This window comes from Rhodovarius lipocyclicus, from assembly GCF_009900765.1.
Lineage (GTDB): Bacteria > Pseudomonadota > Alphaproteobacteria > Acetobacterales > Acetobacteraceae > Rhodovarius > Rhodovarius lipocyclicus.
This window is the reverse complement of the sequence record NZ_JAAABL010000027.1, coordinates 25,224-50,687: the sequence shown is the minus strand read 5'-3', so window position 1 is coordinate 50,687 and position 25,464 is coordinate 25,224. Positions and strand designations below refer to the sequence as shown.

Annotated in this window: 24 protein-coding genes; 16 read left to right on the top strand and 8 right to left on the bottom strand. The window is 68.4% G+C overall.

Annotation, left to right across the window (positions count from 1 at the left end; translation table 11 throughout):
- Positions 1-179: 179 nt before the first annotated feature.
- The 8 genes from GT007_RS15865 to GT007_RS15830 all read right to left on the bottom strand — a co-directional run bounded on the left by GT007_RS15865 (position 180) and on the right by GT007_RS15830 (position 8,501).
- The gene (locus tag GT007_RS15865; protein WP_160122605.1) at positions 180-923 is read right to left on the bottom strand and encodes a glycosyltransferase family 2 protein; all 744 of its coding nucleotides are present in this window, start codon (positions 921-923) and stop codon (positions 180-182) included.
- Positions 920-1,558 carry an HAD family hydrolase gene (locus GT007_RS15860; RefSeq protein ID WP_160122604.1) on the bottom strand — a complete coding sequence of 213 codons (639 nt, stop codon included), beginning with the start codon at positions 1,556-1,558 and terminating at the stop codon, positions 920-922. Before GT007_RS15860 ends, GT007_RS15865 begins: the two co-directional genes overlap by 4 nt.
- 4 nt (positions 1,559-1,562) lie before the next feature.
- On the bottom strand, positions 1,563-2,183 hold the full coding sequence (locus GT007_RS15855) for a PI-PLC domain-containing protein (RefSeq protein ID WP_160122603.1): 621 nt from the start codon (positions 2,181-2,183) through the stop codon (positions 1,563-1,565).
- 77 nt (positions 2,184-2,260) lie between these two features.
- Positions 2,261-3,892: a CTP synthase gene (locus GT007_RS15850; RefSeq protein ID WP_160122602.1), complete on the bottom strand. Its 1,632-nt coding sequence runs from the start codon at positions 3,890-3,892 to the stop codon at positions 2,261-2,263.
- A gap of 118 nt (positions 3,893-4,010) precedes the next feature.
- Positions 4,011-5,495 (bottom strand): tripartite tricarboxylate transporter permease, encoded by a 1,485-nt coding sequence (locus tag GT007_RS15845; protein WP_160122601.1) that lies wholly within the window; start codon positions 5,493-5,495, stop codon positions 4,011-4,013.
- A complete protein-coding gene (locus GT007_RS15840) occupies positions 5,495-5,938 on the bottom strand; it encodes a tripartite tricarboxylate transporter TctB family protein (RefSeq protein WP_160122600.1) in 444 nt (147 codons plus the stop codon). The genes GT007_RS15845 and GT007_RS15840 overlap by 1 nt, the downstream gene beginning before the upstream one ends.
- Positions 5,935-6,924, bottom strand: coding sequence for a Bug family tripartite tricarboxylate transporter substrate binding protein (locus GT007_RS15835; RefSeq protein WP_160122599.1), 990 nt, complete (start codon positions 6,922-6,924; stop codon positions 5,935-5,937). Before GT007_RS15835 ends, GT007_RS15840 begins: the two co-directional genes overlap by 4 nt.
- Before the next feature lie 254 nt (positions 6,925-7,178).
- The gene (locus GT007_RS15830) at positions 7,179-8,501 is read right to left on the bottom strand and encodes an NAD(P)/FAD-dependent oxidoreductase (RefSeq protein ID WP_160122598.1); all 1,323 of its coding nucleotides are present in this window, start codon (positions 8,499-8,501) and stop codon (positions 7,179-7,181) included.
- 131 nt (positions 8,502-8,632) lie between these two features.
- Between GT007_RS15830 and GT007_RS15825 the strand changes: the two genes are divergently transcribed.
- From GT007_RS15825 to GT007_RS15750, 16 genes are all read left to right on the top strand, one after another.
- Complete coding sequence (locus GT007_RS15825) at positions 8,633-9,736, top strand: extracellular solute-binding protein (RefSeq protein ID WP_160122597.1); 1,104 nt, start codon at positions 8,633-8,635, stop codon at positions 9,734-9,736.
- Positions 9,733-10,671: a 2-hydroxyacid dehydrogenase gene (locus GT007_RS15820; protein WP_236571693.1), complete on the top strand. Its 939-nt coding sequence runs from the start codon at positions 9,733-9,735 to the stop codon at positions 10,669-10,671. Before GT007_RS15825 ends, GT007_RS15820 begins: the two co-directional genes overlap by 4 nt.
- A 1-nt stretch (position 10,672) precedes the next feature.
- Positions 10,673-11,437 carry a class II aldolase/adducin family protein gene (locus tag GT007_RS15815; RefSeq protein ID WP_160122596.1) on the top strand — a complete coding sequence of 255 codons (765 nt, stop codon included), beginning with the start codon at positions 10,673-10,675 and terminating at the stop codon, positions 11,435-11,437.
- Positions 11,434-12,513, top strand: coding sequence for an ABC transporter ATP-binding protein (locus GT007_RS15810; RefSeq protein WP_160122595.1), 1,080 nt, complete (start codon positions 11,434-11,436; stop codon positions 12,511-12,513). Before GT007_RS15815 ends, GT007_RS15810 begins: the two co-directional genes overlap by 4 nt.
- Positions 12,514-12,517: 4 nt before the next feature.
- Entirely contained in the window at positions 12,518-13,351 is an 834-nt protein-coding gene (locus GT007_RS15805) for an ABC transporter permease (protein WP_160122594.1), read from the top strand.
- Between the two features lie 3 nt (positions 13,352-13,354).
- Entirely contained in the window at positions 13,355-14,143 is a 789-nt protein-coding gene (locus GT007_RS15800) for an ABC transporter permease (RefSeq protein WP_160122593.1), read from the top strand.
- Positions 14,144-14,207: 64 nt separating this feature from the next.
- Positions 14,208-15,800, top strand: coding sequence for an amidohydrolase (locus GT007_RS15795; RefSeq protein WP_236571692.1), 1,593 nt, complete (start codon positions 14,208-14,210; stop codon positions 15,798-15,800).
- The gene (locus tag GT007_RS15790) at positions 15,800-16,741 is read left to right on the top strand and encodes an ABC transporter permease (RefSeq protein ID WP_160122591.1); all 942 of its coding nucleotides are present in this window, start codon (positions 15,800-15,802) and stop codon (positions 16,739-16,741) included. The genes GT007_RS15795 and GT007_RS15790 overlap by 1 nt, the downstream gene beginning before the upstream one ends.
- The gene (locus tag GT007_RS15785) at positions 16,738-17,592 is read left to right on the top strand and encodes an ABC transporter permease (protein WP_160122590.1); all 855 of its coding nucleotides are present in this window, start codon (positions 16,738-16,740) and stop codon (positions 17,590-17,592) included. The genes GT007_RS15790 and GT007_RS15785 overlap by 4 nt, the downstream gene beginning before the upstream one ends.
- 41 nt (positions 17,593-17,633) lie before the next feature.
- A complete protein-coding gene (locus GT007_RS15780; protein WP_160122589.1) occupies positions 17,634-19,232 on the top strand; it encodes an ABC transporter substrate-binding protein in 1,599 nt (532 codons plus the stop codon).
- A 3-nt stretch (positions 19,233-19,235) separates the two neighbouring features.
- On the top strand, positions 19,236-20,669 hold the full coding sequence (locus GT007_RS15775) for an amidohydrolase family protein (protein ID WP_160122588.1): 1,434 nt from the start codon (positions 19,236-19,238) through the stop codon (positions 20,667-20,669).
- On the top strand, positions 20,666-21,631 hold the full coding sequence (locus tag GT007_RS15770; protein WP_160122587.1) for an ABC transporter ATP-binding protein: 966 nt from the start codon (positions 20,666-20,668) through the stop codon (positions 21,629-21,631). The genes GT007_RS15775 and GT007_RS15770 overlap by 4 nt, the downstream gene beginning before the upstream one ends.
- On the top strand, positions 21,628-22,671 hold the full coding sequence (locus GT007_RS15765) for an ABC transporter ATP-binding protein (protein WP_160122586.1): 1,044 nt from the start codon (positions 21,628-21,630) through the stop codon (positions 22,669-22,671). Before GT007_RS15770 ends, GT007_RS15765 begins: the two co-directional genes overlap by 4 nt.
- Positions 22,672-22,685: 14 nt before the next feature.
- Positions 22,686-23,417 carry a hypothetical protein gene (locus GT007_RS15760; protein WP_160122585.1) on the top strand — a complete coding sequence of 244 codons (732 nt, stop codon included), beginning with the start codon at positions 22,686-22,688 and terminating at the stop codon, positions 23,415-23,417.
- Positions 23,418-23,460: 43 nt separating this feature from the next.
- Entirely contained in the window at positions 23,461-24,630 is a 1,170-nt protein-coding gene (locus GT007_RS15755) for an iron-containing alcohol dehydrogenase (RefSeq protein ID WP_160122584.1), read from the top strand.
- Between the two features lie 18 nt (positions 24,631-24,648).
- On the top strand, positions 24,649-25,428 hold the full coding sequence (locus tag GT007_RS15750; protein WP_160122583.1) for an ATP-grasp domain-containing protein: 780 nt from the start codon (positions 24,649-24,651) through the stop codon (positions 25,426-25,428).
- Positions 25,429-25,464 lie beyond the last annotated feature (36 nt).

The window sequence follows — 25,464 nt, the reverse complement described above, 5'->3', positions numbered from 1 at the left end:
CTCTCGGCGACTGTCCATGATCGATACAGGCTTCCAGGGCATCGCTCCGCTCCCGCGAAACTCTCACCCAAAAACCGTCAACCATCTCTCCGAACATCAGTCAGGGATGTGTCCGGTCTGAACAGGGTTGAAAGCCCCCACGAACCAGCCCCGCACCATGTCCTCGATCCGCGCGGTCTTCATGCCGGCACCCGGGCGGGGAAGCGGCTCTGCGCCGTCACCTCGAACTGTTCCAGCTGGCGGGCGGATTTCACCGGGTAATACTGCTCGGCGGAGATGGCGTGCATGCCGATCCGCGCGCCTTCCAGCACCAACTCGTTCAAGGCGGGGCAGATGTAGAAGACGCCGTCCAGATGGCCGTCCTTGCGGATCATGCCCTCCGCCGCGCGGCGGAAATCCCGGCCGTGGCGGAACCAGTAGAAGCCCACCGTGGCGTTGCGGCTGATGGGGTTCTTCTCGGCCGCCTCGATCACCATCCCCTCGGCATCCAGCCGCACATAGGAATAGCGCGGATGCACGGAGGGGAAGGCCGCCACCCCCGCATCCAGCCCCTGGGCGCGGAATCCCGCCAGCACCGCGGCGAAATCGAAATCCAGCACCTCATTGGCGTTCAGGATCAGCAGCTCCTCATCCCCGCTGATATGCGGGGCGGCGAGCAGCGCGGTGCAGGCGGCACCGGCCGTCTGGCCATGCACCTGCACCAGCTCGGCATCCGGGGCCACCTGGGCGATCACGCTGTCCAGCCGGAAGCGCCGGACCTCGGCCTCCTGGATGGCGAAGATCACCTGCGCGTCGCCGCAGGACCGGACCATGCGCTCCAGCAGCAATTCCTTGCCGAGTTCGGCCAGCAGCACGGGGTAGCCGCCATCATCGCTATCGGCTTGGCGCTCCAGCGGGGCCGCCGCCAGGATCAGGACCTTCATGCCGCGACATCCCCCTGGGCGTTGCATTCCGCGATCCGCTGCTGGATGGCCTGCAGGTTCACCTCATCGACCGAACCCACCACCAGCACATGCGCGCCCGAGGCCCGGGCGGCGCGGATGCCGTTCTCGTTGTCCTCGACGATCAGTGTCTCATGCGGGGCCAGGCCCAGCAGGGTCATGGATTTCAGATAGATCTCCGGGTCCGGCTTCGCGCGGGAGACATCCTCGTTGGAGAGCATGGCATCCAGGTATCCGGCCAGGCTCGCCTTCTGCATCATCACCTCCACCGTATTGCGCACGGAGTTGGAGGCGACGGCGAGCTTCATGCCCGCCTGCTTCGGCCGCGACAGGGCGTATTCATGGGTGAAGCGCGGGCGGCAGAGCTGGTGCACCAGCTCCATCGTGTAGATCTGCTTCATTTCATTGATGAAGCTGTGCAGTTCCTGGGGCAGCCCCCGGTCCACCGACAGCATTTCCAGCTTCTTCTTGGTCGGCAGGCCATCGAAGGTGGTCAGGTGTTCGTGGCGGCTGATCTCGTGCCCGAACAGGCGAAGGGCGCGGTTCAGCGCGGCGTAATGCCAGTCCTTCGCCTCGATCAGCACGCCATCCATGTCGAAGACGACGCCTCGGATCATGCCTTCATGCCTCCTTGAAATACGCTTGCGCCTTTTCCGGCACGTCGGTGCACAGCATCAGGTTCGGATGCCCGGCCAGGGGCCGCAGCACCTGCCACGCCGCCGTCGTGTCCCGGCCATGCAGTTCCGAGGAGACGACACACACCCGCTTGCCGGTGGCGAGGAGGTGTTCGACAGTCTGGCGATCCCACCACTCCGGGCCGAAACTGTCCAGCCAAATGCCCTGGGCCTGGTCCAGCAGCAGCGCCTCGGGCTCATGGTCCGACAGGCGGGTATAGACCGGCACCCCGGCCCGCAGCTGCATGATGGTGTCGGGGATGGACATGTCGAAGGCGAACCAGTGGCGGTGCCCCGCCGCCTGCATGGCGGCCAGCAGGGGCTTGGCCAGCCCGTCCGCCTTCACGTTCATCGCCAGGGGCAATTCCGGGTCCGGCAGCAGGGCCAGGAATTCCTCCAGGCTCATCTCGCCGCCGGTGGGCGGGTCGTGGGAGATCACCAGCCGGCCGCCGGCGTCCCGCACATCCGTCTCGGTTCCGAAACCAAACCCGAAGGAACGCTCGAAGGCCGCGCGCGTGTTTTTCTCCTGAGGAGAAAGCCAGTAACCGCGATGCGAAAGAATGATCATGCCCACAGCCTTAAACGATGAAAGGCTGTGGGCAACATGAAGATTTGCGGTGGTTTCCCCAGCATGGGAAGCCGCTGTCAGACCAGCCGGGCCTTTTTCACCGCGGCACCCACAAAACCAGCGAAAAGAGGATGCGGTTCGAAGGGCTTGGATTTCAGTTCCGGGTGGAACTGCACGCCGATGAACCAGGGATGGTCCGGGATCTCCACGATTTCGGGCAATTCCCCATCGGGGGACATGCCCGAGAAGCGCAGACCCGCGCCTTCCAGCCGGTCACGGTAGGCCACATTCACTTCATAGCGATGGCGGTGGCGTTCCATGATGGTGGCGCTGCCATAGATCTGCCGCACCAGCGAATCCTCAGCCAGCACGGCGGGGTATTGGCCCACGCGCATGGTCCCGCCCAGGTCGCCGTCGGCGCCGCGCTTCTCCTGCGCGTTGCCGCGCACCCATTCGGTCATCAGCCCCACCACCGGCTCCGCGCAGGGGCCGAATTCGGTGGAGGAAGCGCCCGCGATGCCCAGCTGGTTCCGCGCGCTCTCGATCACCGCCATCTGCATGCCGAAGCAGATGCCGAAGAAGGGCAGCTTGCGCTCACGCGCGAAGCGCACGGCCTCGATCTTGCCCTCGGTGCCGCGTTCGCCGAAGCCGCCGGGCACCAGGATGCCGTGGACATTCTCCAGCCGCTGCAGCGCGGTGGCGTCATTCTCGAAGATGGCGCTGTCCACCCAGTCGAGCTTCACGCGGGTGTTGTGCGCGATGCCGCCATGCACCAGCGCCTCGGCCAGCGACTTATAGGCATCGAGCAGCCCGGTGTACTTGCCCACCACCGCGATGGTCACTTCGCCCTCGGGGGCGGTGATGCGCTCCACGATGCGTTCCCAGGCCGACAGGTCGGGCTCGCCATAGATGGAGAGGTTGAAGTGCCGCAGCACCTCGCGGTCCAGCCCCTCACGGTGATAGGCGAGCGGGACCTCGTAGATCGAACGCGCGTCCAGCGCGGGGATCACGTTCTCGGGCCGCACATTGCAGAACAGCGCGATCTTGCGGCGCTCATTCTCCGGGATCGGGCGGTCGCAGCGGCACAGCAGCAGCTGGGGCTGGATGCCGACGCCCAGCAGTTCCTTCACGGAATGCTGCGTGGGCTTGGTCTTCAGCTCGCCGGCCGAAGGGATCCAGGGCACCAGCGTCAGGTGCATGAACAGGCTGCGGGTCGGGCCCAGCTCATTCGCCAATTGGCGGATGGCCTCCAGGAAGGGCAGGCTTTCGATGTCGCCCACCGTGCCGCCCACCTCGACCAGCACGAAGTCATAGTTCTCCGTGCCCGCCGTGATGGCTTCCTTGATCGCATCCGTGATGTGGGGAATGACCTGTACGGTAGCGCCCAGGTAATCGCCGCGGCGTTCCTTGGCGATCACCTCGGAGTACAGTCGCCCCGTGGTCCAGTTGTCCGCCTTTTCGGCATGAACACCGGTGAAACGTTCATAGTGACCCAGGTCGAGGTCGGTTTCCGCCCCGTCATCGGTCACGAACACTTCGCCGTGCTGATACGGGCTCATGGTGCCCGGATCGACGTTGAGATAAGGGTCCAGTTTGCGCAGGCGCACGCGATAGCCGCGTGCCTGCAACAGGGCCCCGAGAGAAGCCGCAGCGATGCCCTTGCCAAGCGAGGAGACCACGCCGCCGGTGATGAATACGAACCGCGCCATGGGCGTCCCTTCTAGCGATCAAGACAGGGTCCAGGAACCCCCTGAGTGCACCATGGCAGCCATGCGGCCCCGCCCCCCGGGAATCGATTGACCCTGGGGGGCGATCCGCGCGACCAAGCTACCCCCGCCGCCGCAGAACCATGATCAGCGGCCACACCAGCGCGCCCGCCGTCAGCACCCACAGCCCGATCGAGACCGGGCTTTCCACCAGCGCCACCACATCCCCGCCCGAGAGCGAGAGCGCGCGGCGCAGGTTGTCCTCCAGCATGCGGCCCAGCACGAAGCCCAGGATGATCGGCACCAGGGGGATGTCCGTCTTGCGGAACAGCCAGCCCAGCACGCCGAAGACGATGGCCATCAGCAGGTCGAAGGCGGAGTTGGAGGCGGCGTAGACACCCGCGAAGGACAGCGCCAGCACGCCCGGATACAGCACGCTGGCCGGCACGCTCAGCAGGCGCGCGAACACCCCCACCAGCGGCAGGTTCAGCGCCAGCAGCAGCACATTGCCCACATACATCGAGGCGATCAGGCCCCAGGCCACCTCCGGCCGCTGCTCGAACAGCAGAGGGCCGGGGGTGATGTTGTACATCAGCAGCGCGCCCAGCAGCACGGCCGTGGTGCCCGAACCCGGGATGCCCAGGCTGAGCATGGGCACCAGATTGCCGATCTGGGCCGCATTGTCGGCGGTTTCGGGCGCCGCGACACCGCGGATGTCGCCCTGGCCGAACTTGCCGTTGCTCTCGTTCAGCCGCTTCTCGGCGGTGTAGGAGAGCGCGGAGGCGACCGAGGCCCCCGCACCCGGCAGCACGCCGATGACGAAGCCGATGCCCGTCGCCCGCATCATCGCGGGCAGGCAGAAGGCCACTTCCTTCAGCGTCAGCCGCTGGCCGCCGCCGATCTTGGCGGCCTCGGCCCGCATGGTGGTCTCCACCAGCAGCAGGATCTCGCCGATGGCGAACAGGCCGATCGCCAGCACGGTGAAGTCGATGCCGCCCAGCAACTCCAGGCTGCCCAGGGTGAAGCGCTCCACCCCCGTGCCGCTGTCCACGCCCACCAGCGCCAGCATGATGCCGAAGCAGCCCGCCCCCCAGGCCTTGGGGGCCGAAACGCCGCCCACCGCCCCCAGCAGGGACAGCGCGAAGGCGATCAGCGCCACATAGTCGGCCGGCGAAAACGCCACCGCCACGCGCGCCAGCGGCACCGACATGAAGGTCATCGCCACGACCGAGAGCGTAGCGCCGATGAAGCTGCCGATGCCCGAAATCGCCAGAGCCGCCCCGCCGCGCCCCTGCTTGGCCAGCGGGTGGCCGTCCAGCGTGGTCAGCACGGCCGATGGCTCGCCCGGCATGTTCAGCAGGATCGCGGTGATCCGCCCGCCATAGCCCGAACCGTAATAGACCGCCGTCAGCAGGATCAGCGCGCTTTCGGGCGGCAGCCGCAGCGCCAGGCAGAAGGGCAGCAGCAACGCGATGGCGTTCAGCGGGCCAATGCCCGGCAGCACGCCGATGGCCGTACCCACGATGCAGCCCATCAGGGCCAGCATGATGTTGAAGGGCGTGAGCGCGACCGCGAAGCCGCCGCCCAGCGCCGAGAAGGTTTCCATCACAGCGGCAAAATCCCCTTGGGCAGCGGCAGGTCCAGCAGCTTGTCGAACAGCAGCCACAGCGCCACGGCGGTGATGATGCCCACCCCGCCTGAGAACACGATGCGCGCGCCGAACAGCAGCGCCACGGCACAGGCCATCAGCGCGGTGGCCGGCATGAAGCCCAGCGGCTCCATCAGCAGCGCATAGGCCGCCATGGCCACCACCATCAGCGGGGGCGCGGCCGGGCGCTCGATCGGTTCGAACCGGTGCACCGGCTTCAGCACCAGCAGCCCGCCGCAGACCAGCAGGATCAGCGCCACGGTGACGGGGAAGGGGGTGGGCCCCAGCGGGTCCGCCGCGAAGGGCACCTGCAGGGTCCAGGCGGAATAGGCCGCCAGAACCCCCAACACCATGAAACCCAGGCCGAGCACGCGGTCGGCGATCAAGCCCTTGCTGCTCATTGCGGTTGGATCAGGCCCACGTCGCGCGCCAGCTGGCGGTATTCCGCCGTGCGTGCCTTGGCGAAGCGGGAGAATTCCTCGCCCACCATCGTGAACTCGAACAGGCCCTGGGCATTGCGCTGCTCGGCCCAGACGGGGTTGGCCTGCAGGCGCCGGATCGCATCGACCCACCAGTTATAGGCGGCGTCGGGCATCTGCGGCGGGCCGTAGAAGCCGCGCACGATGGGCCATTCCACATTCACGCCCTGTTCCTTGGCGGTCGGCACATCGGCCAGCACGCCGGGCAGGCGGTTGGGGGAAAGCACGGCGAGCAGCTTGATCTCGCGCGCCTCCACCTGGCCGCGGATCTCGGAGGCATCGCCGGGGAAGACCTGGATATGGCCGCCCAGCAGCGCGGCCATCGCCTGGCCGCCGCCCTCGAAGGGCACATAGCGCATGCGGCGCGGGTCCTGGCCGGCGGCGCGCGCGATCAGCGCCACCTTGGTCCAGTCCTGGCTGCCCACGGCGCCGGAGGAACCCACGGGGATGCCCGCCACATTCTGCCGGAACGCCGCCACCAGATCCTGCAGGGAGTTCATCGGGCTGTCGCGCTTCACCGCGATCACGCCGTAGTCGGCGCCGATCGCGCCGATCCAGCGCACGTCATTCTCGCCGAAGCGGCCGAAGCGGCCCTGGGCCATGTTCAGCCAGGAACCGGTGGAGAAGGCCACGATCACGTTCGGGTCGGCGCGGCGCTGGGCGTTGATGTTGTTGATGGCCACGGCACCGATGCCGCCGGGCATGTTCTGCGTGCGGATGGGCACGGGGGAGATGCCGGTTTCCTGCAGCACGCGGGTGGTCAAGCGGCAGGTGATGTCGAAGCCGCCGCCCGGGGCGGCCGGGGCGATGCATTCGGGGTTCTGCGGCGAGAAGCCTTGCGCCGCGACCAGCGCGGGCGCCGAGAAGGGCAGGGCGGTGGCTGCTGCGATGACGCTGCGGCGTTGCATGCGGAGGCTCCCAAACGGTGGCGGCCGGCACCGCCGTTGCGGGCCAGCCCATGCGCACTCGTTGCAGCAATCCACCAGGGCAGGCAAGACAGGATATTGCGGTGAAGGGGGGCTCCGCATGCCCAATGTTGCGATGCAGCAAAAGGCTCGGCCGCATCATGCCTTGCCCGGATTTCAGCCATGCTGCGCTGCGCAAGCGATGGCATATGCGGGGCGGCGGGCAAGGCAGCCATGCCTCGCCCGCATGCGAGATATCAGGCGGCCATGCGCTCCAGCCGGTCCAGCAGGCGGTACCAGTTGCCCACGAAGGGCAGCACCAGGTTCGGGTTGCCTCGGTACAGCGGGCGGGTGGGAAAGGGCATGCCGTCCAGCGCGAAGGGGGCATTGGCCGCCCCCGCGATCTTCAGCCCCACCTGATGGCCGATCCAGCTGGCCATGGCCACGCCATTGCCCTGGCAGCCGCCGGCGTAGAACACGCCTTCATGCTCACCGATATGGCGCAGCCCGTCGAAGGTGAAGGAGACATTGCCGGTCCAGGCATGGGTGATCTTCGTGCCCACAAGCTCCGGGAAGACGCTGGTCATCATGCGGTACAGGCCGGGGGCGGCTTCCTCCGGCTTCATGGGAGAGAAGCTGACGCGCCCGCCATACAGCACGCGCTTGCCGTCCGGCGAGGGGCGGAAATAGCTGAGCACCCGGCGCGTGTCGCCGATCATGCGCTTGCCCGGGAACAGGCGCTCGATCAGCGCGGGGTCCAGCTCCTCGGTGGCGATGATGAAGCTGGCGAGCGGGACCATCCGGCGCGCGAACCAGGGGTTGGGGGTCTTGCCCTCGGGCGACAGGCTGTAGCCGTTGGTCGATGTCAGGATCTTGGCCGCGCGCATCTCGCCCCGGCTGGTCACCAGGCGCCAGCCGCTGCCCTCGGGCTTCCAGGAATGCACTCGGGCGCGGTCCACCAGCCGAACGCCCGCGCGCTCGGCGGCGGCGGCCAGGCCGCGCGCGTATTTCGCCGGGTGCAGGCTGCCGCTGGCCTCGGCGATCATGCCGCCGTGATAGTAGTCGCTGCCCAGCGCCTCCCGCTGGCGCGCCTTGGGCAGCATGCGGGTGGGCATGCCGGTGATGCGCGCCAGCGTGGCGGCGCCCGCTTCCTGCGCGCTGTAGTGCTTGGGCGTCCAGGCGGCGGTGAAACGGCCGCAGCGCACATAATCGGCGTCGATCCCCTCGCGGGTCAGCAATTCCTCGATGAAGGGGAAGCTGGCGTTGCAGGCGGCGGCGATCTCCTCGGCCTTTTCCTCGCCGAAGGCGGCGCGCGCCTCGGCCAGGGACAGCTTCATGCCGCCCGAGACCATGCCGCCCGAACGCGAGGACGCGCCCCAGCCGATGCGCTCGGCATCCAGCACCGTCACGTCATGGCCGAGCCGCGCGAGGGTGAGGGCCGCGTTCAGCCCGGCATAGCCCCCGCCCACCACCGCGACCTGGGTTTCCGCCGGCAGGTCGGAGGGCCGTTCCGCGGGCTCCGCCGCTTCCCACCAATAGGGGGTGGTCTTGAAGCCCGGGGCGAAGATGTCGCTGCTCATGGTGCTGTCCGCTGAAAATTCCACGGTGGAGCATTTCCGCGGTGATGCAATTCGTGCAACCCTCCAATGCGGGTTGGCGTGGTTTTTGCATGAGCGGCGCCACAGCTCGTCGGGAGCAGGGGAGAGTTTTCATGTTGCAGAGTTTCCAGCAGGATTGCGTCGCGCTGCTGCGCGAGAGGCTGGCCAAGGGGCAGATCGACCGCCGCCAGCTTCTGGCCGGCCTCGCGGCGCTGGGCGTGGCGCCCGCCGCCGGTGCCCAAGCACAAGGCACGCGTGACCTGGTGATGGTCAATTGGGGTGGCCTGGCCAACCAGGGCTTCGGCCAGTTCTACGGCGACCCGTTCGTGGCCGCGAACCCGGGCTATCGCGTGGTGCAGGACAGCACCGGCCCCTCCATCGGGCGCATCCGCTCCATGGTCGAGAGCCGCCGTGTGACCTGGGACATGTGCGACAGTTCGGCCACCGGCGCGGTGCTGCTGGGTGGGCTCGGGATGGCGGAGAAGATCGACTATTCCATCGTGAAGCGTGCGGACGCCATCGGCGACACCTTCACCATGGAATACGGCGCGGCGCCGTACTCCTTCTCCTCGGTGCTGGTCTATGACAGCTCCAAATTCCCCACGGCGCCGACCAGCTGGGCGGATTTCTTTGACCTGCGGAAGTTCCCGGGCAAGCGCCTGCTGCGCCGGGACGCGACCTGCGTGCTGGAGGCCGCCTCCATGGCGCTCGGCAAGCCGATGGGCAGCGTCTATCCGATCGACACCCGCGCGGCGCTGGGCCTGATCGAGCGCACGCGCCGCGACACCGTCTATTGGAACGGTGGCGCCGAGAGCGAGCAGTTCATCCGCACCGGTGAGGCGGTGATGGGCCAGATCTGGCACACCCGCGCCTCCGTCCTGCAGCGCGAGAGCAATGGCCGGTTCAAGTTCATCTGGAACCAGGGCATCCTGCAGCCCGGCATCCAGGTGATCCCGAAGGGCAATCCGGGCGGTGTCGCGGCCCAGCGCCTGCTGGCCAGCATGATGGCGAACGCCGATGGCCAGGTGGGCCTGCTGGGCCTGCTGGGCAACGGCCCGACCAACCCGGCCGCCGCCGGCAGGGTCCCGCCCGAGCTGAAGATGTTCAACCCGACCGACCCCGAGAACGTGCGCGTGCAGCTGCCGTTGGACGGCAACTGGTGGGGTGCCAACTACCAGCGCGTGAACCAGGACTTCCTGGACACCGTGACGGGTTGAGCACGCTCGTTATCAAGTCGGGCGGGGAGAAGGGTTTCGCGGAGTGGCAGCGCCACTTCGCCGAACTGGCCCCGGGCCTGACGACGCAGTTCTGGGACGATCCGAACATCGATCGCGCCCAGGCGGATTACGCCTTGGTGTGGGAACCCGAGCCTGGCGCGCTGGCCGCCATGCCGGGCCTGCGCTGTATCTTCAGCACCGGCGCGGGCGTGGATCATGTGGTGCATGATCCCGCCTTCCCGAAGCACATACCCCTGTATCGCATGACGCCGGGCGGGGCCGCCCAGCGCATGGGCGAATTCGTCTGCTGGGCCGTGCTGCACCTGATGCGCGACGGCCCGCGCATCACAGCCCAGCAGCGCGACCATGTCTGGCAGGAATTCACCCACCCCGCGGCGAATGAGCTGCGGGTGGGGGTGATGGGCCTCGGCGCGCTGGGCGCCCGGGCGGCGGAGATGCTGGCCGGCCTCGGCTTCCAGGTCGCGGGCTGGTCGCGTTCGGCCAAGGATATCCCGGGCGTCAAAAGCTATGCCGGCGAGGCGGAGCTTCCGGCCTTCCTGGCGCGCACGGATGTGCTGGTCTGCCTGCTGCCCAGCACGCCGGCCACGCGGCATATCCTGTCGGCGCCGCTGTTCGCGCAGCTGCCCCGGGGTGCCATGCTGGTCAATGTGGCCCGTGGCGCGCACCAGAAGATCGGGGATGTGCTGGCCGCGCTGGACGACGGCACGCTGAGCGCCGCGCTGATCGACGTGTATGAGACCGAGCCCCTGCCGGCCGACAGCCCCGTCTGGTCGCACCCGCGCCTGGTGGTGACGCCGCACATCGCCAGCATCCCCTCCCGCCGGGAGCGCGCGGTCCATGTGCTCGGCCTGATCCGCGAGATCGAGGCGGGGCGCGAGCCGCCCAACCGCTATAACCCAGAGATCGGTTACTGACATGCTCCCGCCTCCCGTCAAACCCGACCCGAACCGCGTGCAGACCGAGCAGGAACTGCGCGAGGATCTGGCCGCCGCCTATCGGCTGGTGGCGCATTTCGGCATGACCGACCTGGTCTTCACCCATCTCTCCGTGCGCCTGCCGGGTGAGGGGCACCGCTTTCTGGTGAACCCCTATGGCATGCTGTTCGATGAGATCACCGCCTCCTCCCTGGTGGTGGTGGATGCGGATGGAGAGCCGTTGCAGGAGACGAGCTGGCCGGTGAACCCGGCCGGCTTCGTCATCCATTCCGCGCTGCATCGCGGCCGGCCGGACGCCGCCTGCGTCATGCACACCCACACGCTGGCGGGCATGACCGTGGCGGCGCTGGAAGGCGGCCTGCTGCCGCTGAACCAGATGAGCATGGAGTTCCCGGGCAAGGTCGCCTACCACGACTACGAAGGCGTGGCCGACACCGACAACATGTCCGAGCGCGACCGCTTCGTTCACGACATGGGCGACAAGCCCTGCATGATCCTGAAGCATCACGGGTTGATGACGGCAGGCCGCACCGTCGCCGAGGCGTTCTACTGGCTGTATTACCTGGAGATGAGCTGCCGGATCCAGGTCTCGGCCATGTCCACCGGCGGCAAGCTGCTGGTCCCGTCGGACCAGGTGGTCGCGCGCACCGCGGCCCAGTTCAGCACCGGCCCGACCAAGGGCTGGCTGCCCTGGCAGGCGCTGCGCCGCATGCTCGACCGCACCCAGCCGGACTACAAGGCATGACGCTGGAACTGCACGGCCTGGCGAAAAGCTATGGCGGCTTCGTCGCGGTGGAGGGCGCCGACCTGAAGGTTGGGCGCGGCACCTTCCTCACGCTCCTCGGCCCCTCGGGCTCGGGCAAGACCACGATCCTCAGCATGATCGCGGGCTTCACCGAGCCGACCTCCGGCCAGATCTTCCTGGATGGGCGGGAGGTGACGCAGGAACCGCCCGAAAAGCGGCAGTTCGGCATGGTGTTCCAGGGCTATGCCCTGTTCCCGCACATGACCGTCGCCGAGAATGTGGCCTTTCCGCTGCGCGTGCGCGGCATGGCCAAGGCGGAGCGCGAGGAGAAGGTGAAGGGCGCGCTCGATCTCGTGCAGCTCTCCCGTTTCGCGGACCGGCTGCCGAAGCAGCTCTCGGGCGGCCAGCAGCAGCGCGTGGCGCTGGCCCGCGCGCTGGTGTTCGAGCCCGCGCTGCTGCTGCTGGACGAACCGCTCTCGGCACTCGACAAGAAGCTGCGCGCGGAGTTGCAGGAGGAATTGCGCGCGCTGCACCGCCGCATCGGGCGCACCTTCATCAACGTGACGCATGACCAGGAGGAGGCGATGTCCCTCTCGGACAGCGTCGCCATCCTGAACCACGGCCGCATCATCCAGCTCGGCGCGCCGGAGGCCCTGTACGAGCAGCCGCGCACGCGCTTCGTGGCGGACTTCCTCGGTAAGTCCAACTTCCTGCCCGGCACGGTGCGGGAGGTGACGCAGGGTGCGCTCGGCGTGCAGGTGGGCGCGCTGCGCATCCGCCAGGCGGCGGGCGCGGCCAAGGCCCCGCTGGGGGCCAGCGTGCTGCTCTCCCTCCGGCCCGAAAAGATCCAGGTGCTGGAGGAAGGCGAGGCGGCCGACAATGTGCTGGAGGCGCGGGTCGTCTCCTGGTCCTATCTGGGGGCTGGCTACTCCATCATCGTTGATACGGCGCTGGGGCCGTTGCGGCTGGCCATGTCGGCCTGGCGCGCGCCCTTCCACCCCGCCGAGGGGGCCGCGATCCGCCTGGGCTGGTCGGCCGAGGCCGCGACGATCGTGGAGGACGACGATGTTTCCTAAGGGAATGCCGCGCAATGCCGGCTGGTGGGCGTTGCTGATGCCCGCCTTCCTGCTGCTGACGGTGTTCTACGTCGCGCCGATCCTGCAGGTGCTGTCCATCTCCTTCACCGAGCCGGAACTCGGCTTCGGCAATTACGAGCGCATCCTGACCAACCGCTCGGTGCAGCGCACGCTGATGACCACCGGGCGGATCGCGGGCATCACCACGGTGCTGGCGCTGCTGCTGGGCTATGCGGTGGCCTATTCCGTGACCATGGCCAGCGAGCGCGCGCGGCGCTGGTGGATTTTGTGCGTGCTGGTGCCGCTGTGGATCTCGGTGTTGGTGCGGGCCTTCGCCTGGGTCACGCTGCTGCGCCGCCAGGGGCTGATCAACGACGCGCTGATGGGCGCCGGCGTGATCCAGGAGCCGCTGGAGCTGGTCTGGAACGAGTTCGGCATCATCGTGGGCATGGTGCACTACATGGTGCCCTATGCGGTGCTGCCCATGCTCTCCACGATGCGGGAGATCGACCCGCGCCTGATGACGGCCGCGCGCGGCATGGGGGCCTCCCGCTGGGTGGTGTTTTCCCGCGTGTTCCTGCCGCTGTCCCTGCCGGGCGTGGTGGCGGCGGCGGTGCTGGTCTTCATCTTCTCGCTGGGTTTCTACGTCACGCCCGCCATCCTGGGCGGCGGCAAGACGCTGATGGTGGCCGAATGGATCAGCGTGCAGATCCTCGACCTCATCCGCTGGGGCTTCGGCACCATGATGGCGACGGTGCTGGTCGTGACCATCCTGGTCACGCTCGGCGGTTTCTCGCGCGTGGTGAACATGCGCAAGCTGTTCGGCGGAGGGGGCTGAGCGATGGAAGGGGCCTATAAACCCGGCTGGTTCGCGCGCTCCACCGGGCTGATCGTGGCGCTGTATCTGGTGCTGCCGATCCTGATCGTGCTGCCGGTGTCGCTCACCGACCAGCGCTTCCTGTCGCTGCCGCGTGAGACGCTGTCGCTGCAGTATTACCGCAACCTGTTCAGTTCGCCCGAATGGTTCAGCTCCATCCTGCAATCCTTCTGGATCGCGCTGGGGTCGACCACGCTGGCGGTGGTGGCGGGCACGCTGTTCGCCATCGCGGCCTGGCGGCTGGACCGGCGGCTGGTGAACTTGATGCGGGCGCTGATGCTGCTGCCGCTGATCGTGCCCAGCATCGTCTACGCCATCGGCCTGTACCGGTATTTCCGCTGGTGGGACCTGCTGGACCGCGTGCTGGGCGTGATCATCGCCCATGGCGTCACGGCCATTCCCTATGTGGTGATCACCGTCTCCACCGCGCTGGCGGCCTTCGACCCGCGGCTGGAACAGGCGGCGCGCGGCATGGGCGCCAGCCTGCCGCAGCTGCTGCGCTGGGTGATCCTGCCGCGCATCATGCCGGGCATCGTCTCGGGGGCGATCTTCGCCTTCATCCACAGCTGGGATGAGCTGGTGATCGTGCTGTTCATCGCCAGCCGCGACGTGTTCACCCTGCCGCGCCGGATCTGGGACGGCATCAACGAGAATGTGGACCCCACCATGGCCGCCGTGGCGGTGCTGCTGGTGGTCTTCACGGTGCTGCTGCTGCTGGCCGACCTGACGGTTCGGAAAAAGCGCGACAGTTGACGATGCATGATTCACGCATGAGCATGGTGATATGACAGCAGAAATTATACTGCAGGGGGGAAGCGTGTTTCGGGGCCTGGGCGCCGGAACCGCGGAATCCCTGGCGATCGCCGGCGGCAAGGTGCTGGCAGTTGGCAGCCTGGCGGAGGTGGAACACGTCGCCGGCCCCGACACGAAGCGAATCGATCTGGCCGGCCGTCTCGCCATTCCAGCCTTCAACGAAGCGCATATGCATCTTCTGCCGGTGGGCCTCGGCCTGACGCAGGTGAATCTGCGCGCGGAGGAAGTGCGCAGCCTCGACACGCTGCTGGGCCGCATCAAGGCTGGCGCCGATGCTGCGCAGAAGGGCCAGTGGGTGCTGGGCCGGGGCTATGACCACGGCGCGCTGGATGTGAACCGCCACCCGACCATCGGTGAGCTGGACGCGGCGGCGCCCGACAATCCTGTCTTCATCGTGCGCACCTGCGGGCATATGGGCGTGGCCAACAGCGCGGCGCTGCGGGCCGCGGGTGTGGGCCACAACACCCCCACGCCCGAGGGCGGGGTGATCGAGCGCAAGGGCGGGCAGCTGACGGGCCTGATCCAGGAACGCGCCATGCACCTGATCAAGGTGGCGATGCCGCGCCCGGACCGCGCGCGCATGGTCGATGCGATCGAGGCCGCTGGCCAGCACCTGGCCAGCTACGGCTTCGCGTCGGCCACCGACATGAATGTGGGCATGACCGCCGATCTGGAGGAGATCGCGGCCTATGAGGATTGCCTGGCCCAGGGCCGCCTGAAGCAGCGCATGTGGCAGGTGCTGGCCGGCAACCCGGAAGGCATCGCCAAGAAGGCCTGGGACGCCGGCATGCGCCCCTGGATGCCGGGCGACGACACCGCCGCCATGCTGCGCTGGGGCGCGGTGAAGGTCTTCGCCGATGGCAGCGCCGGCGGGCTGACCGCCGCCTTCTTCGACCCGTATCTGGAAAGCGCCGGTGGCGGAACCGGCGTCTTCACCTTCCCCACCGAGACCATCCACGACCTGCTCTCGCATTATCACGGCCAGGGCTGGCAGCTGGACATCCACGCCATCGGCGACGCCGCGATCGAGCAGGTGCTGGTGGGCATGGAGGAGGCGGGGGCCTCTCCCGCGCGGCGGCACCGGATCGAACACTGCGGCTTCGTCACGCGCGACCAGCGCCGCCGCATGAAGGCCCACGGCATCCTGCCCGTGCCGCAGCCGGTGTTCATGTATGAGTTCGGCGACCTGTACGTGGAGAACCTCGGCCTGCCGCGCGCCGAGAACGCCTATCCGATGAAGACCTGGTTCGAGGAAGGGGCGATGCCGAGCGCGTCCTCCGACGCGCCGGTCTCCAGCTATGACCCGTTCATCAACCTGTTCACCATGACCACGCGCCGCACCAACAAGGGCACGGTGCTGGGCGGGCATGAGGCGCTGACGCTGGAACAGGCGCTGCACTGCTACACGGTGAACGGGGCCTACAGCACCTTCGCCGAGGGTGCGCGCGGCACGTTGGAGCCGGGGATGGATGCCGATATCGCCGTGCTGTCGCGCGATATCTTCCAGGGCACGCCCGAGGAGCTGCTGACCACCAGTTGCCACATCACCCTGCGTGGCGGCCAGGTGATCTTCGACCGCCACGCGGAGTTTGGCTGATGGCGCGATACGCCCTTCGGCGCGTTCTGCTGGCGGTGCCGGTGCTGCTGGGCGTGCTGCTGATCGGCTTTTTCCTGATGCAGGTGGTGCCGACGGACCCCGCCGTGATCCGCGCGGGGCCCCAGGCCACCCAGGAAGTCGTCGATGCGATCCGTGAGGAGCTGGGCCTGAACCGCCCGCTCTGGGCACAGTTCGGCTTTTATCTGTGGCGGCTGCTGCAGGGTGATCTGGGCGTGTCCATCATCAACAACATGGCGGTGACGCAGGAACTGAGCGACACCATCGGCCCGACGCTGGAGCTGATGTTCGCCTCCCTGTTCTGGTCCATTCCGCTGGGCATCGGGCTCGGCACGCTGGCGGCCTATTGGCGGGGGTCGATGATCGACCGCTGCATCATGGCGGTCAGCGTGGGCGGCGTGTCGGTGCCGGTGTTCTTCCTGGGGCTGCTGCTGATCTGGCTGGTGGGCTTCCAGTGGCAGTTGCTGCCCTTCACCGGGCGTGGCGGGCCGTTGTGGACATGGGACGGCATCCAGGCCGTGATCCTGCCCGCGGTCACGCTGGGCGGCGTGTTCGTGGGGCCGGTGGCGCGCATGACGCGCACGGCCGTGGTGGACATGTTGACCGCCGACCATGTGCGCACCGCCCGCGCCAAGGGCCTGAGCGAATTCCTGGTGGTGCTGCGCCACGCGCTGCGCAACGCGCTGATCCCGGTCATCACCCTGATCGGCCTGCAGATCGGCTTCCTGCTGGGCGGTGCCGTGGTGACGGAGACCATCTTCTCCTGGCCCGGCGTGGGCCGGCTGGCGGTGGGGGCCATCCTGTCCTCCGATTTCCCGATGGCGCAGGGGACCATCATCGTGCTCTCGGCCGGCTTCATCCTGATCAATCTGGGCGTCGATCTGCTCTATGCGGTGCTCGACCCGCGCGTGAGGCTGTCATGAGCGCGACCGTGGCCGCCCCGCGCCGCCCCTCGGCCCTGCGCATGATGCTGCGCGACACGGGGGCCGCCGTGTCCCTGGTCTTTGTCGTGCTGATCGTGCTGGCCGCGATCTTCGCCCCCTTCCTGGCGCCGAAGGACCCGTATGAGACGGATCTGATGGCCATCATGCAGCCGCCCTCGGCCGAATACTGGTTCGGCACGGACGGGCAGGGCAGGGACCTGTTCGCGCGCACCCTGTACGGCTTGCAGGTGACGCTGTTCATGGGCCTCGCCTCCCTGATCGTGGGCGGGGTGATCGGCGCGGTGGTGGGCTTCCTCGCCGCCTATTACCGCAGGCTGGACGGGCTGCTGATGCGACTGATGGACATCCTGCTGTCCTTTCCGGCCATCCTGTTCGGCCTGGCGCTGGCGGCCATCTTCGGCCCGGGCCTGACCAGCGTGATCTTCGCGCTGTCCATCGCCACCATCCCGCTGATGGCGCGCATCGTGCGCGGCGCGGCCGTGGTGGTGATGGGCCTGGACTACATCGAGGCCGCGCGGGCCATCGGCATGAAGGATGCGCGGCTGATCCTGCGGCATCTGGCGCCCAACTGCCTGTCGCCCATCTTCGTCTTCGCCACGCTGCGGCTGGGGCAGGTGATCCTGCTAGGCTCGGCGCTGTCCTTCCTCGGCCTCGGCGCGCAGCCGCCGGTGGCTGAGCTGGGAGCGATGGCCTCGCAGGGGCGCAACTTCCTGTTCATCGCGCCGCATATCAGCGTGATACCGTCGGTCGCCATCTTCCTGGTGGTGCTCGCCTTCAATGTGCTGGGCGATGCGTTGCGCGACGCGCTCGACCCGCGCCTGCGTATCTGACCCCCCTTATGTCCGGGAACTTCTGGGAGAGAATGATGACAATGCGTTGGAAGACCCTTGCCGCGGCGGCCATCGGCCTGGCCGTGGCGCTGCCGGCGGCGGCTCAGCAGCAGCCGCGCAACCAGATCACCATCATGCGTGAGATCGACAGCGACCGCTACGACCCGCACCGCACCACCGCGCTGGCGGGCGGCGAGGTGCTGACCATGCTGTCCGATACGCTGGTGAGCATGGACTTCGACATGCGCACCATCCGCCCCGGCCTGGCCGAGCGGTGGGAGGTGAGCCCGGACGGCAAGACCTACACCTTCCATCTGCGCCGCGATGTCACCTTCTGCGACGGCAAGCCGCTGACCGCGGAGGATGTGGTCTATTCCATCAACCGCTGGATCGGCCGCACCACGCCGCGCGTGACCTCTCCGGTCGCCTGGCGCGCGGGCAATGTGAAGGAAGTGCGCGCCGTCGATCCCTATACGGTCGAGTATGAGCTGAACGAGCCCTTCGGCGAACTGCTGTCGCAGCTGACGCAGTTTTTCGGCTCTATCGTGGACCGTGCCACGGTCGAGCGCCTGGGCGACAATTTTGGGGTGCAGGGCTTCAACGGCACCGGCCCCTATTGCTGGGCCAGCTGGACGCCGCGCAGCGAACTGGTGCTGACGCGCCACCCCACCTATCGCTGGGGCCCGCCGGTGCTGCAGAACCAGGGCCCCGCCCATGTGGAGCGCGTCGTGTGGCGTGTGATCCCTGAAGCGGCCGCCCGCGTCGCGGCGCTGCAGGCCGGGCAGGCCGATGTCGCACAGTACATTCCCGAGGCCTTCTGGGATGCGCTGCGCCGCGTGCCCACCATCCGCACCTCCACCCAGGAGAACTATTTCTGGGACGTGTTCATGGGCTTCAAGGTGGACAAGCCCGTGGTCAGCGACGTGGCCATCCGCCGCGCCGCGCATATGGCCGTGGACCGCGTGGGTCTGGCGCGCGCCGTGTGGTCGGGCCACGCCCTGCCGGCGCGCAACATCGTGAACCCGAACGCGCTGGATTACGATGCGCAGTCCGATGCGATGGTGCCGAATTATGATCCCGCCGCCGCCCGTCGGCTGCTGGACGAGGCTGGCTGGCGCATGGGCTCCGACGGCGTGCGCGTGAAGGATGGCCAGCGTGCCACCTTCCTGATGTATGCCATCAACAACCTGGCCAATCAGCGCGCGGCCGAAATCATCCAGCAGGGCCTGCGCCAGGTCGGCATCGAGATGCGCGTGCAGATGTTCGACGCGACCGTCGCCTGGGGCCGCCTGGCCACGCAGGAATTCGACGCCTACATCCTCAGCTATCCCTACATCTCGGCCACAGACGCACTGTCGCTGTACTGGCACAGCCGCAACCGGCCCTCGCCCAACCGGATGAACTGGAACGATCCTGAGACGGATGCCTGGCTGGAGGAAGCCCGCCGTGGCGTGACGCCGGAGGCGCGCGCCCAGGCGACCGCCAATATCCAGCGCCGCCTGGCCGAGCAGGCCCCCTGGCTGACGCTGGCGCGCAACCAGCTCGCGGTGTTCTCCACCCAGCGGGTGGAAGGCGCGCGGGCCCATGGCCTGTACGGCATCGGCATCTATCGCGGGCTCGACCTGCGGGTGGTGCGCTGAGCCATGGCCATCACGCTGATCCGAGAGGCTGATCTCGTCGTTGCCTGGGACGCGGGCGAAAAGCGGCATGCCTATCTGCCCGGTGGAGACGTGGCCTTCGAGGGCGGCGTGCTGCGCTTCGTCGGCCGGGGCTATGAGGGGCCGGCCGACACCATCATCTCCGGCAAGGGGCTGCTGGTGATGCCGGGGATGGTGAACATCCATTCCCACCCCACCAGCGAGCCGATGAACAAGGGGCTGCTCGATGAGCTGGGCAGCCCGGGCCTGTATAATTCCTCGCTGTACGAATACATGCCGATCTTCCGGGGCGATGCCTCGGCGGTGCAGGATTGCGTGCGGGTGGCGCTGAGCGAGCTGCTGCTCTCCGGTGTCACCACGCTCGCTGACCTGTCCATGGCGCATCCCGGCTGGCTCGATCTGCTGGCGGAGGCGGGGATGCGCGTGTGCATCGCGCCCATGTTCAAATCCGCCCGCTGGTTCACCAAGAATGGCCATGTCGTCGAATACGAATGGGACGAAAAGGCCGGCGAGAAGGCGATGGAGGAGGCGTTCACCCTCATCCAGCGCGCGGAGCAGCACCCTTCGGGGCGGCTGTTCGGCATGGCCTGCCCCGCCCAGATCGACACCTGCGCCCCCGGCCTGCTGCGCGACAGCCGCGCCGAGGCGCGGGCGCGCGGCATTTCCTGGCAGATCCACGCCGCGCAATCGGTGGTGGAATTCCACGAGATCACCCGCCGCCACGGCTTCACCCCCATCCAGTGGCTGCATGAAATGGGCTTGCTGGATGAGCGCGCGGTGATCGGCCATGGCATCTTTCTGGACGACCATCCCTCCACGCCCTGGCACACGCGCCGCGACATGGACATCCTGGCCGATACCGGCACCACGGTGGCGCATTGCCCGACCGTGTTCGCCCGGCGCGGCATCACCATGAAGGATTTCGGCCGCTATCACCGCAGTGGCGTGAACATGGGCGTGGGCACCGACACCTATCCCCACAACATGCTGGATGAGCTGCGCCTGGTGGCCTATCTGGCCCGCACCCAGGCGGGCGACCCGCGCACCACCAGCACCACCGATATCTTCAACGCGGCCACCATCGGCGGCGCCCGCGCGCTGGGCCGTGACGATATCGGCAAGCTGGCCCCGGGGTGCCGGGCGGATTTCGTGGTGGTCGATGCCACCCACCCGCGCATGCAGCCCAATTACGACCCGGTGCGCGCGCTGATCTATGCCGCCGGCGACCGGGCGGTGAAGGATGTATATGTGGATGGCGAGAAGGTGGTGGGCGACGGAAAGGTCCTGACCATGGATTTCGCCGCCGCCGCCGCCAACCTGTCCGAAGCGCAGAAGCGCGTCGTGGCGAAGGCCCCCGAACAGGATTGGGCGCACCGGCCCACGGAGAAGATCTCTCCGCCGACCTTCGCCTGGCTATGACGCTGCTTTCGGTCGAAAATCTGGTCACCTCCTTCCGCACCTCGGCGGGGGAGGTGCGCGCCGTCGATGGTGTCTCCATCACGGTGGAGCGCGGCCAGACGCTGGGTATCGTAGGCGAGAGCGGGTGCGGCAAATCCGTGCTGTCGCTGTCCATCATGGGGCTGCTCGCGCATCCGGGCCGGGTGACGGAGGGGCGGGTGATGCTGGAAGGGCGCAACCTGCTCGACCTGTCATCCCGGCAGATGCGCGACGTGCGCGGGCGCGAGATCGGCATGATCTTCCAGGAGCCGATGACCAGCCTGAACCCGGTCTACAGCATCGGCTACCAGATCACCGAGGCGATGCGCGCCCATGACCCGAAGGCGAGCAACGCCGAACTGCGCGCGCGCGCCGTCGCGGTGCTGGACCGGGTGCGCATCCCCTCCGCCGCCAGGCGGTTCGACGAATACCCGCACCAGCTCTCGGGCGGCATGCGCCAGCGCGTGATGATCGCCATGGCGCTGGCCTGCAAGCCCAAGCTGGTGATCGCGGACGAACCCACCACTGCGCTCGATGTGACGGTGCAAGCGCAGATCCTGGAACTGCTGCGGGAGCTGCAGGCCGAGACCGGCATGGGCATCATCCTGATCACCCACGACCTGGGCGTGATCGCGGAAATGGCCGACAAGGTGGCGGTGATGTACGCGGGCCGGGTGGTGGAGCGTTCGGCATCGGCCGATCTGTTCGACGATCCGCAGCACCCCTACACGCTGGGCCTGCTGGGCTCCATTCCGCGCGTGGATGAGGACAAGACCCGGCTGACCGCCATCGAGGGCACGGTGCCGCCGCCCTTCGCCTGGCCGCCGGGCTGCCGCTTCGCGCCGCGCTGCCCCTTCAGCGTCGAGGCCTGCACCGTCTCGCCCCCGCCGCTGCGGGAGGTCGCGCCCCATCATTCCGCCGCCTGCCTGGAGGCGCCGCTGTGACGCATCTGCTGGAAGTCATCGACATCGCCAAGCACTATCCGGCCGGCAAGGGCGCGGTGAAGGCGGTCGATGGGGTCTCCTTCACCCTGGAGCGCGGCGAGACGCTGGCGCTGGTGGGGGAATCGGGCTGCGGCAAATCCACCACCGCGCGGCTGGTGCTGCGGCTGATCGAATTGTCGGGCGGGACCGTGCGCTTCAACGGAGAGGACATCACGGCCCTTTCCCCCGCCGAGTTGCGCCGCTTCCGCCGCAAGGCGCAGATCATCTTCCAGGACCCCTATGCCAGCCTGAACCCGCGCCTGCGGGTGGGCGACACCATCATGGAGCCCATGGAGGTGCATGGCATCGGCACCCCCGCCGAGCGCCGTGCCCGGATGGAGGAATTGCTGGGGCTGGTGGGCCTGGCGCCCTATCACGCGCAGCGCTACCCGCATGAATTCTCGGGCGGGCAGCGCCAGCGCATCGGCATCGCCCGCGCCCTGGCCGTGCAGCCGGAGCTGGTGGTGTGCGATGAGCCGGTCTCGGCGCTGGATGTGTCGATCCAGGCGCAGGTGGTGAATTTGCTGAAGGATCTGCAGGCGCGCTTCGGCCTGTCCTTCCTGTTCATCGCGCATGACCTGGCGGTGGTGAAGCACATGGCGGACCGTGTGGCGGTCATGTACCTGGGCCGCATCGTGGAGGTCGCGGAGAAGAACGCCCTGTTCGACAACCCGCGTCACCCCTACACCCGCGCCCTGCTGGCCGCCATTCCGCACCCCGATCCGGGGCGGCGCGGCCATGTGACGCCGCTGGGCGGGGATCTGCCCAGCCCCCTGAACCCGCCGCCGGGCTGCCATTTCCACACCCGCTGCCCCTTCGCCACCGAGATCTGCCGCAAGGACGACCCGGTGCCGACCGGCGGCGCGCACAGCGTCACCTGCCACCACGCGGACACGTTGCCGCCGATGGGTGCCGCCTATCAGGGCCATATCAGCGAGACCGCGGTGCGGCGGCTGGCACTGTACGCGGAGGCCTCAGCGGCACGCGCCGGGGCCGAATAGCCCGCATGCGCTGGATGAGGTTTTCCCCGGGCCGCCGGATGATGGCGGATGTGTCCTCGGCTTCGCTGCGGATGCCGCGCGCCATCATCACGGTGCGGCTGCACCTGCCGCAGGCCCTGGCGGCACGGGCGGCCTGCGCCGCGCCGCGCCCGCCCTGGCCCGTCATCTTCGCCAAGGCTTTCGGCATGTTGGCGCGCGAACGCCCGGTGCTGCGGCGGATGTATGCGTCGCTGCCCTGGCCGGGGCTGGTGGAGCTGAACTCGGCCGCCGCCTGCATCCTGGTCGAGCGCGAGCATGGGGGCGAGACGCTGGTCAGCAGCGCCCGCATCCGCGACCCGGGCGGCGAGGCGCTGGCGGCCATCGCGCACCGGCTGGCCAGTGCCAAGACCGCCCCGCCCGCCGAAGACCCCGCGCTGCGCCGCCTGCTGCGCTTCGCGCGGCTGCCCTGGTTTCTGCGGCGCCCGCTGCTGCGCCTGGCGATCATGACGGCGCTGCCGCTGCATCGCTATTGCGGCAGCTTCGTGGTGTCGGCGCTGGGCGGGCAGGGGGCGCTGATCCTGGACAGCACCAGCGTGATGCCGGTCTTCCTCAGCTTCGGGCCGATCGGCGCGGATGGCGGGGTGGAGGCGGTCATCGCCTTCGACCACCGGGTGATGGATGGGGCCGAGGCCGTGCGGACGCTGCGCGGGATGGAGGCGATGATCGAGGGGCCTCTCGCGTCCGAACTGGCCGGGGGCTTGGCGTAGCCCGCATCGCCCTGCGATGCTGTCCCCAGAAAAGGGAAACGCCATGATCCAGAACATCCAGTCCCCTCGGCAATTGCTGATCGGGGGCGGTACCGTCGCCCGCGTGGCGGAGGTGCTGGCCGGGCTCGGCCTGTCCCGCCCGCTGGTGGTGACCGACCCCTGGATGGTGTCCTCCGGCACGGTGGAGAAGCTGCTGGGCCCGCTGGCCAAGGCCGGCATCCGCGCGGGCGTGTTCCACGAGACAGTGCCCGACCCCACCGACACGGTGGTGATGGCCGCGGCCCAGGCCTTCCGCGCGGGCGACTACGACAGCCTGATCGGCTTCGGCGGCGGCAGCCCGATGGACACGGCCAAGGCCGTGGCGCTGATGGCCCACCCGGACGCCCCCGCCCATATCCGCGCGCTGAAGGTGCCGCACGCGGCGAACCTGGCCGCGGCCCCCGTCATCTGCGTGCCGACGACGGCGGGCACCGGCAGCGAGGCCACGCGCTTCACCGTCATCACCGACACCGGGACCGACGAGAAGATGCTGATCGCGGGGCTCGGCGCGCTGCCGCTGGCGGCCGTGGTGGATTACGAGCTGACCCTGACCGTGCCGCCCCGCACCACCGCCGATACCGGCATCGACAGCTTCACCCATGCGCTGGAGGCCTACGTCTCCCAGCGGGCCAACCCCGTGGCGGACATGTTCGCCGAGCGTGCGATGAAGCTGATCGGCCCCCATCTGCGCGCCGTCTATCACAACCCCGGCGACCGCGCGGCGCGGGAGGCGATGATGCTGGGCGCCACGCTGGCGGGGCTGGCCTTCAGCAATTCCTCGGTGGCGCTGGTGCATGGCATGAGCCGCCCGATCGGGGCGCATTTCCATGTGCCGCACGGGCTGTCCAACGCTATGCTGCTGCCGGCGGTCACGCGCTTCTCCCTGGCCAGCGCGCTGCCGCGCTATGCCCAGGCGGCGCGGCTGATGGGCTGCGCCGCGCCCACCGATGCCGACCAGGTGGCCGGCGCCAAGCTGCTGGACGAACTCGCCGCCCTGAACGCGGAGCTGAAGGTGCCGAGCCCGGCCGGCTATGGCATCGACGCCGATGCCTGGAACCGCCTGCTGCCCACCATGGCCAAGCAGGCGCTGGCCAGCGGCAGCCCGGGCAATAATCCCTCCGTGCCGGATGCGGAACAGATCATGGCGCTGTATCAGGAAGCCTATGGTGGTTAGGCGTTCGAGGGCTGTCTGATGCGGCGTGTGTTGTTCGGTGGGCGGCCGGAATGGGAAGAGCGCCTGCGAGAGGGGGCCGCCGAGGCCGGCTGGTGCCCCAGCATGGCGCCGTTCGAGGCCACGGACCTCACGGCCTTCGACCTCGTGGTGCCGCTGACGTTGCATGACCGGCCGATCCTGCAGCGCGCCAGGGCGAGGAACGCGCTGTTCCCCAGCGCCGCGGCCGAAGCGCTGTGCCACGACAAGCTCGCCTTCAATCGGGCGGTGATCGCGGCCGGGCTGGGCGTGCATATTCCGCCCATGCTGGCGGCGCCGCGCGACTTTCCCGTCATCCTGAAGCGCCGCTGCGATGCCTGGGGCACGCATTCCCGCATCCTGGCCGCGCCGCCCGACCAGCCCATCGACCCGGAGCTGGAGTTCCTCCAGACCTATGTACCGGGCAGCGAGGAGCGGGCCACGCATCTGCTGCTGCGGGATGGCGAGATCCTGTTCGAGGCCACGATCCGCTACGAGATGCCGCCCGGCCCCCATGTGAAGGGCATGCGCACGGGCGAACTGGCCTCGGAATGGCTGGCCGGGCCGGTGCCGTATCTGGACTGCTTCCGGCGCATCCTGCGCGCCGTGGGCTTCACCGACGGCACCTGCTGCTTCGATTATCGCGTGCGGGACGGCCTGCCGCTGGTGTTCGAGTTGAACCCGCGCTTCGGCGGGTCTCTGATGGGGCGGATCGGGCCGTATCTGGCGGCCTATCAGGCGGCCCTGGCCTGGAGAGACGCCGAACTGCCGGCCCACACTTGACAAGAACCGCTCCAGGGTAATCTAGCTCGCCCGATC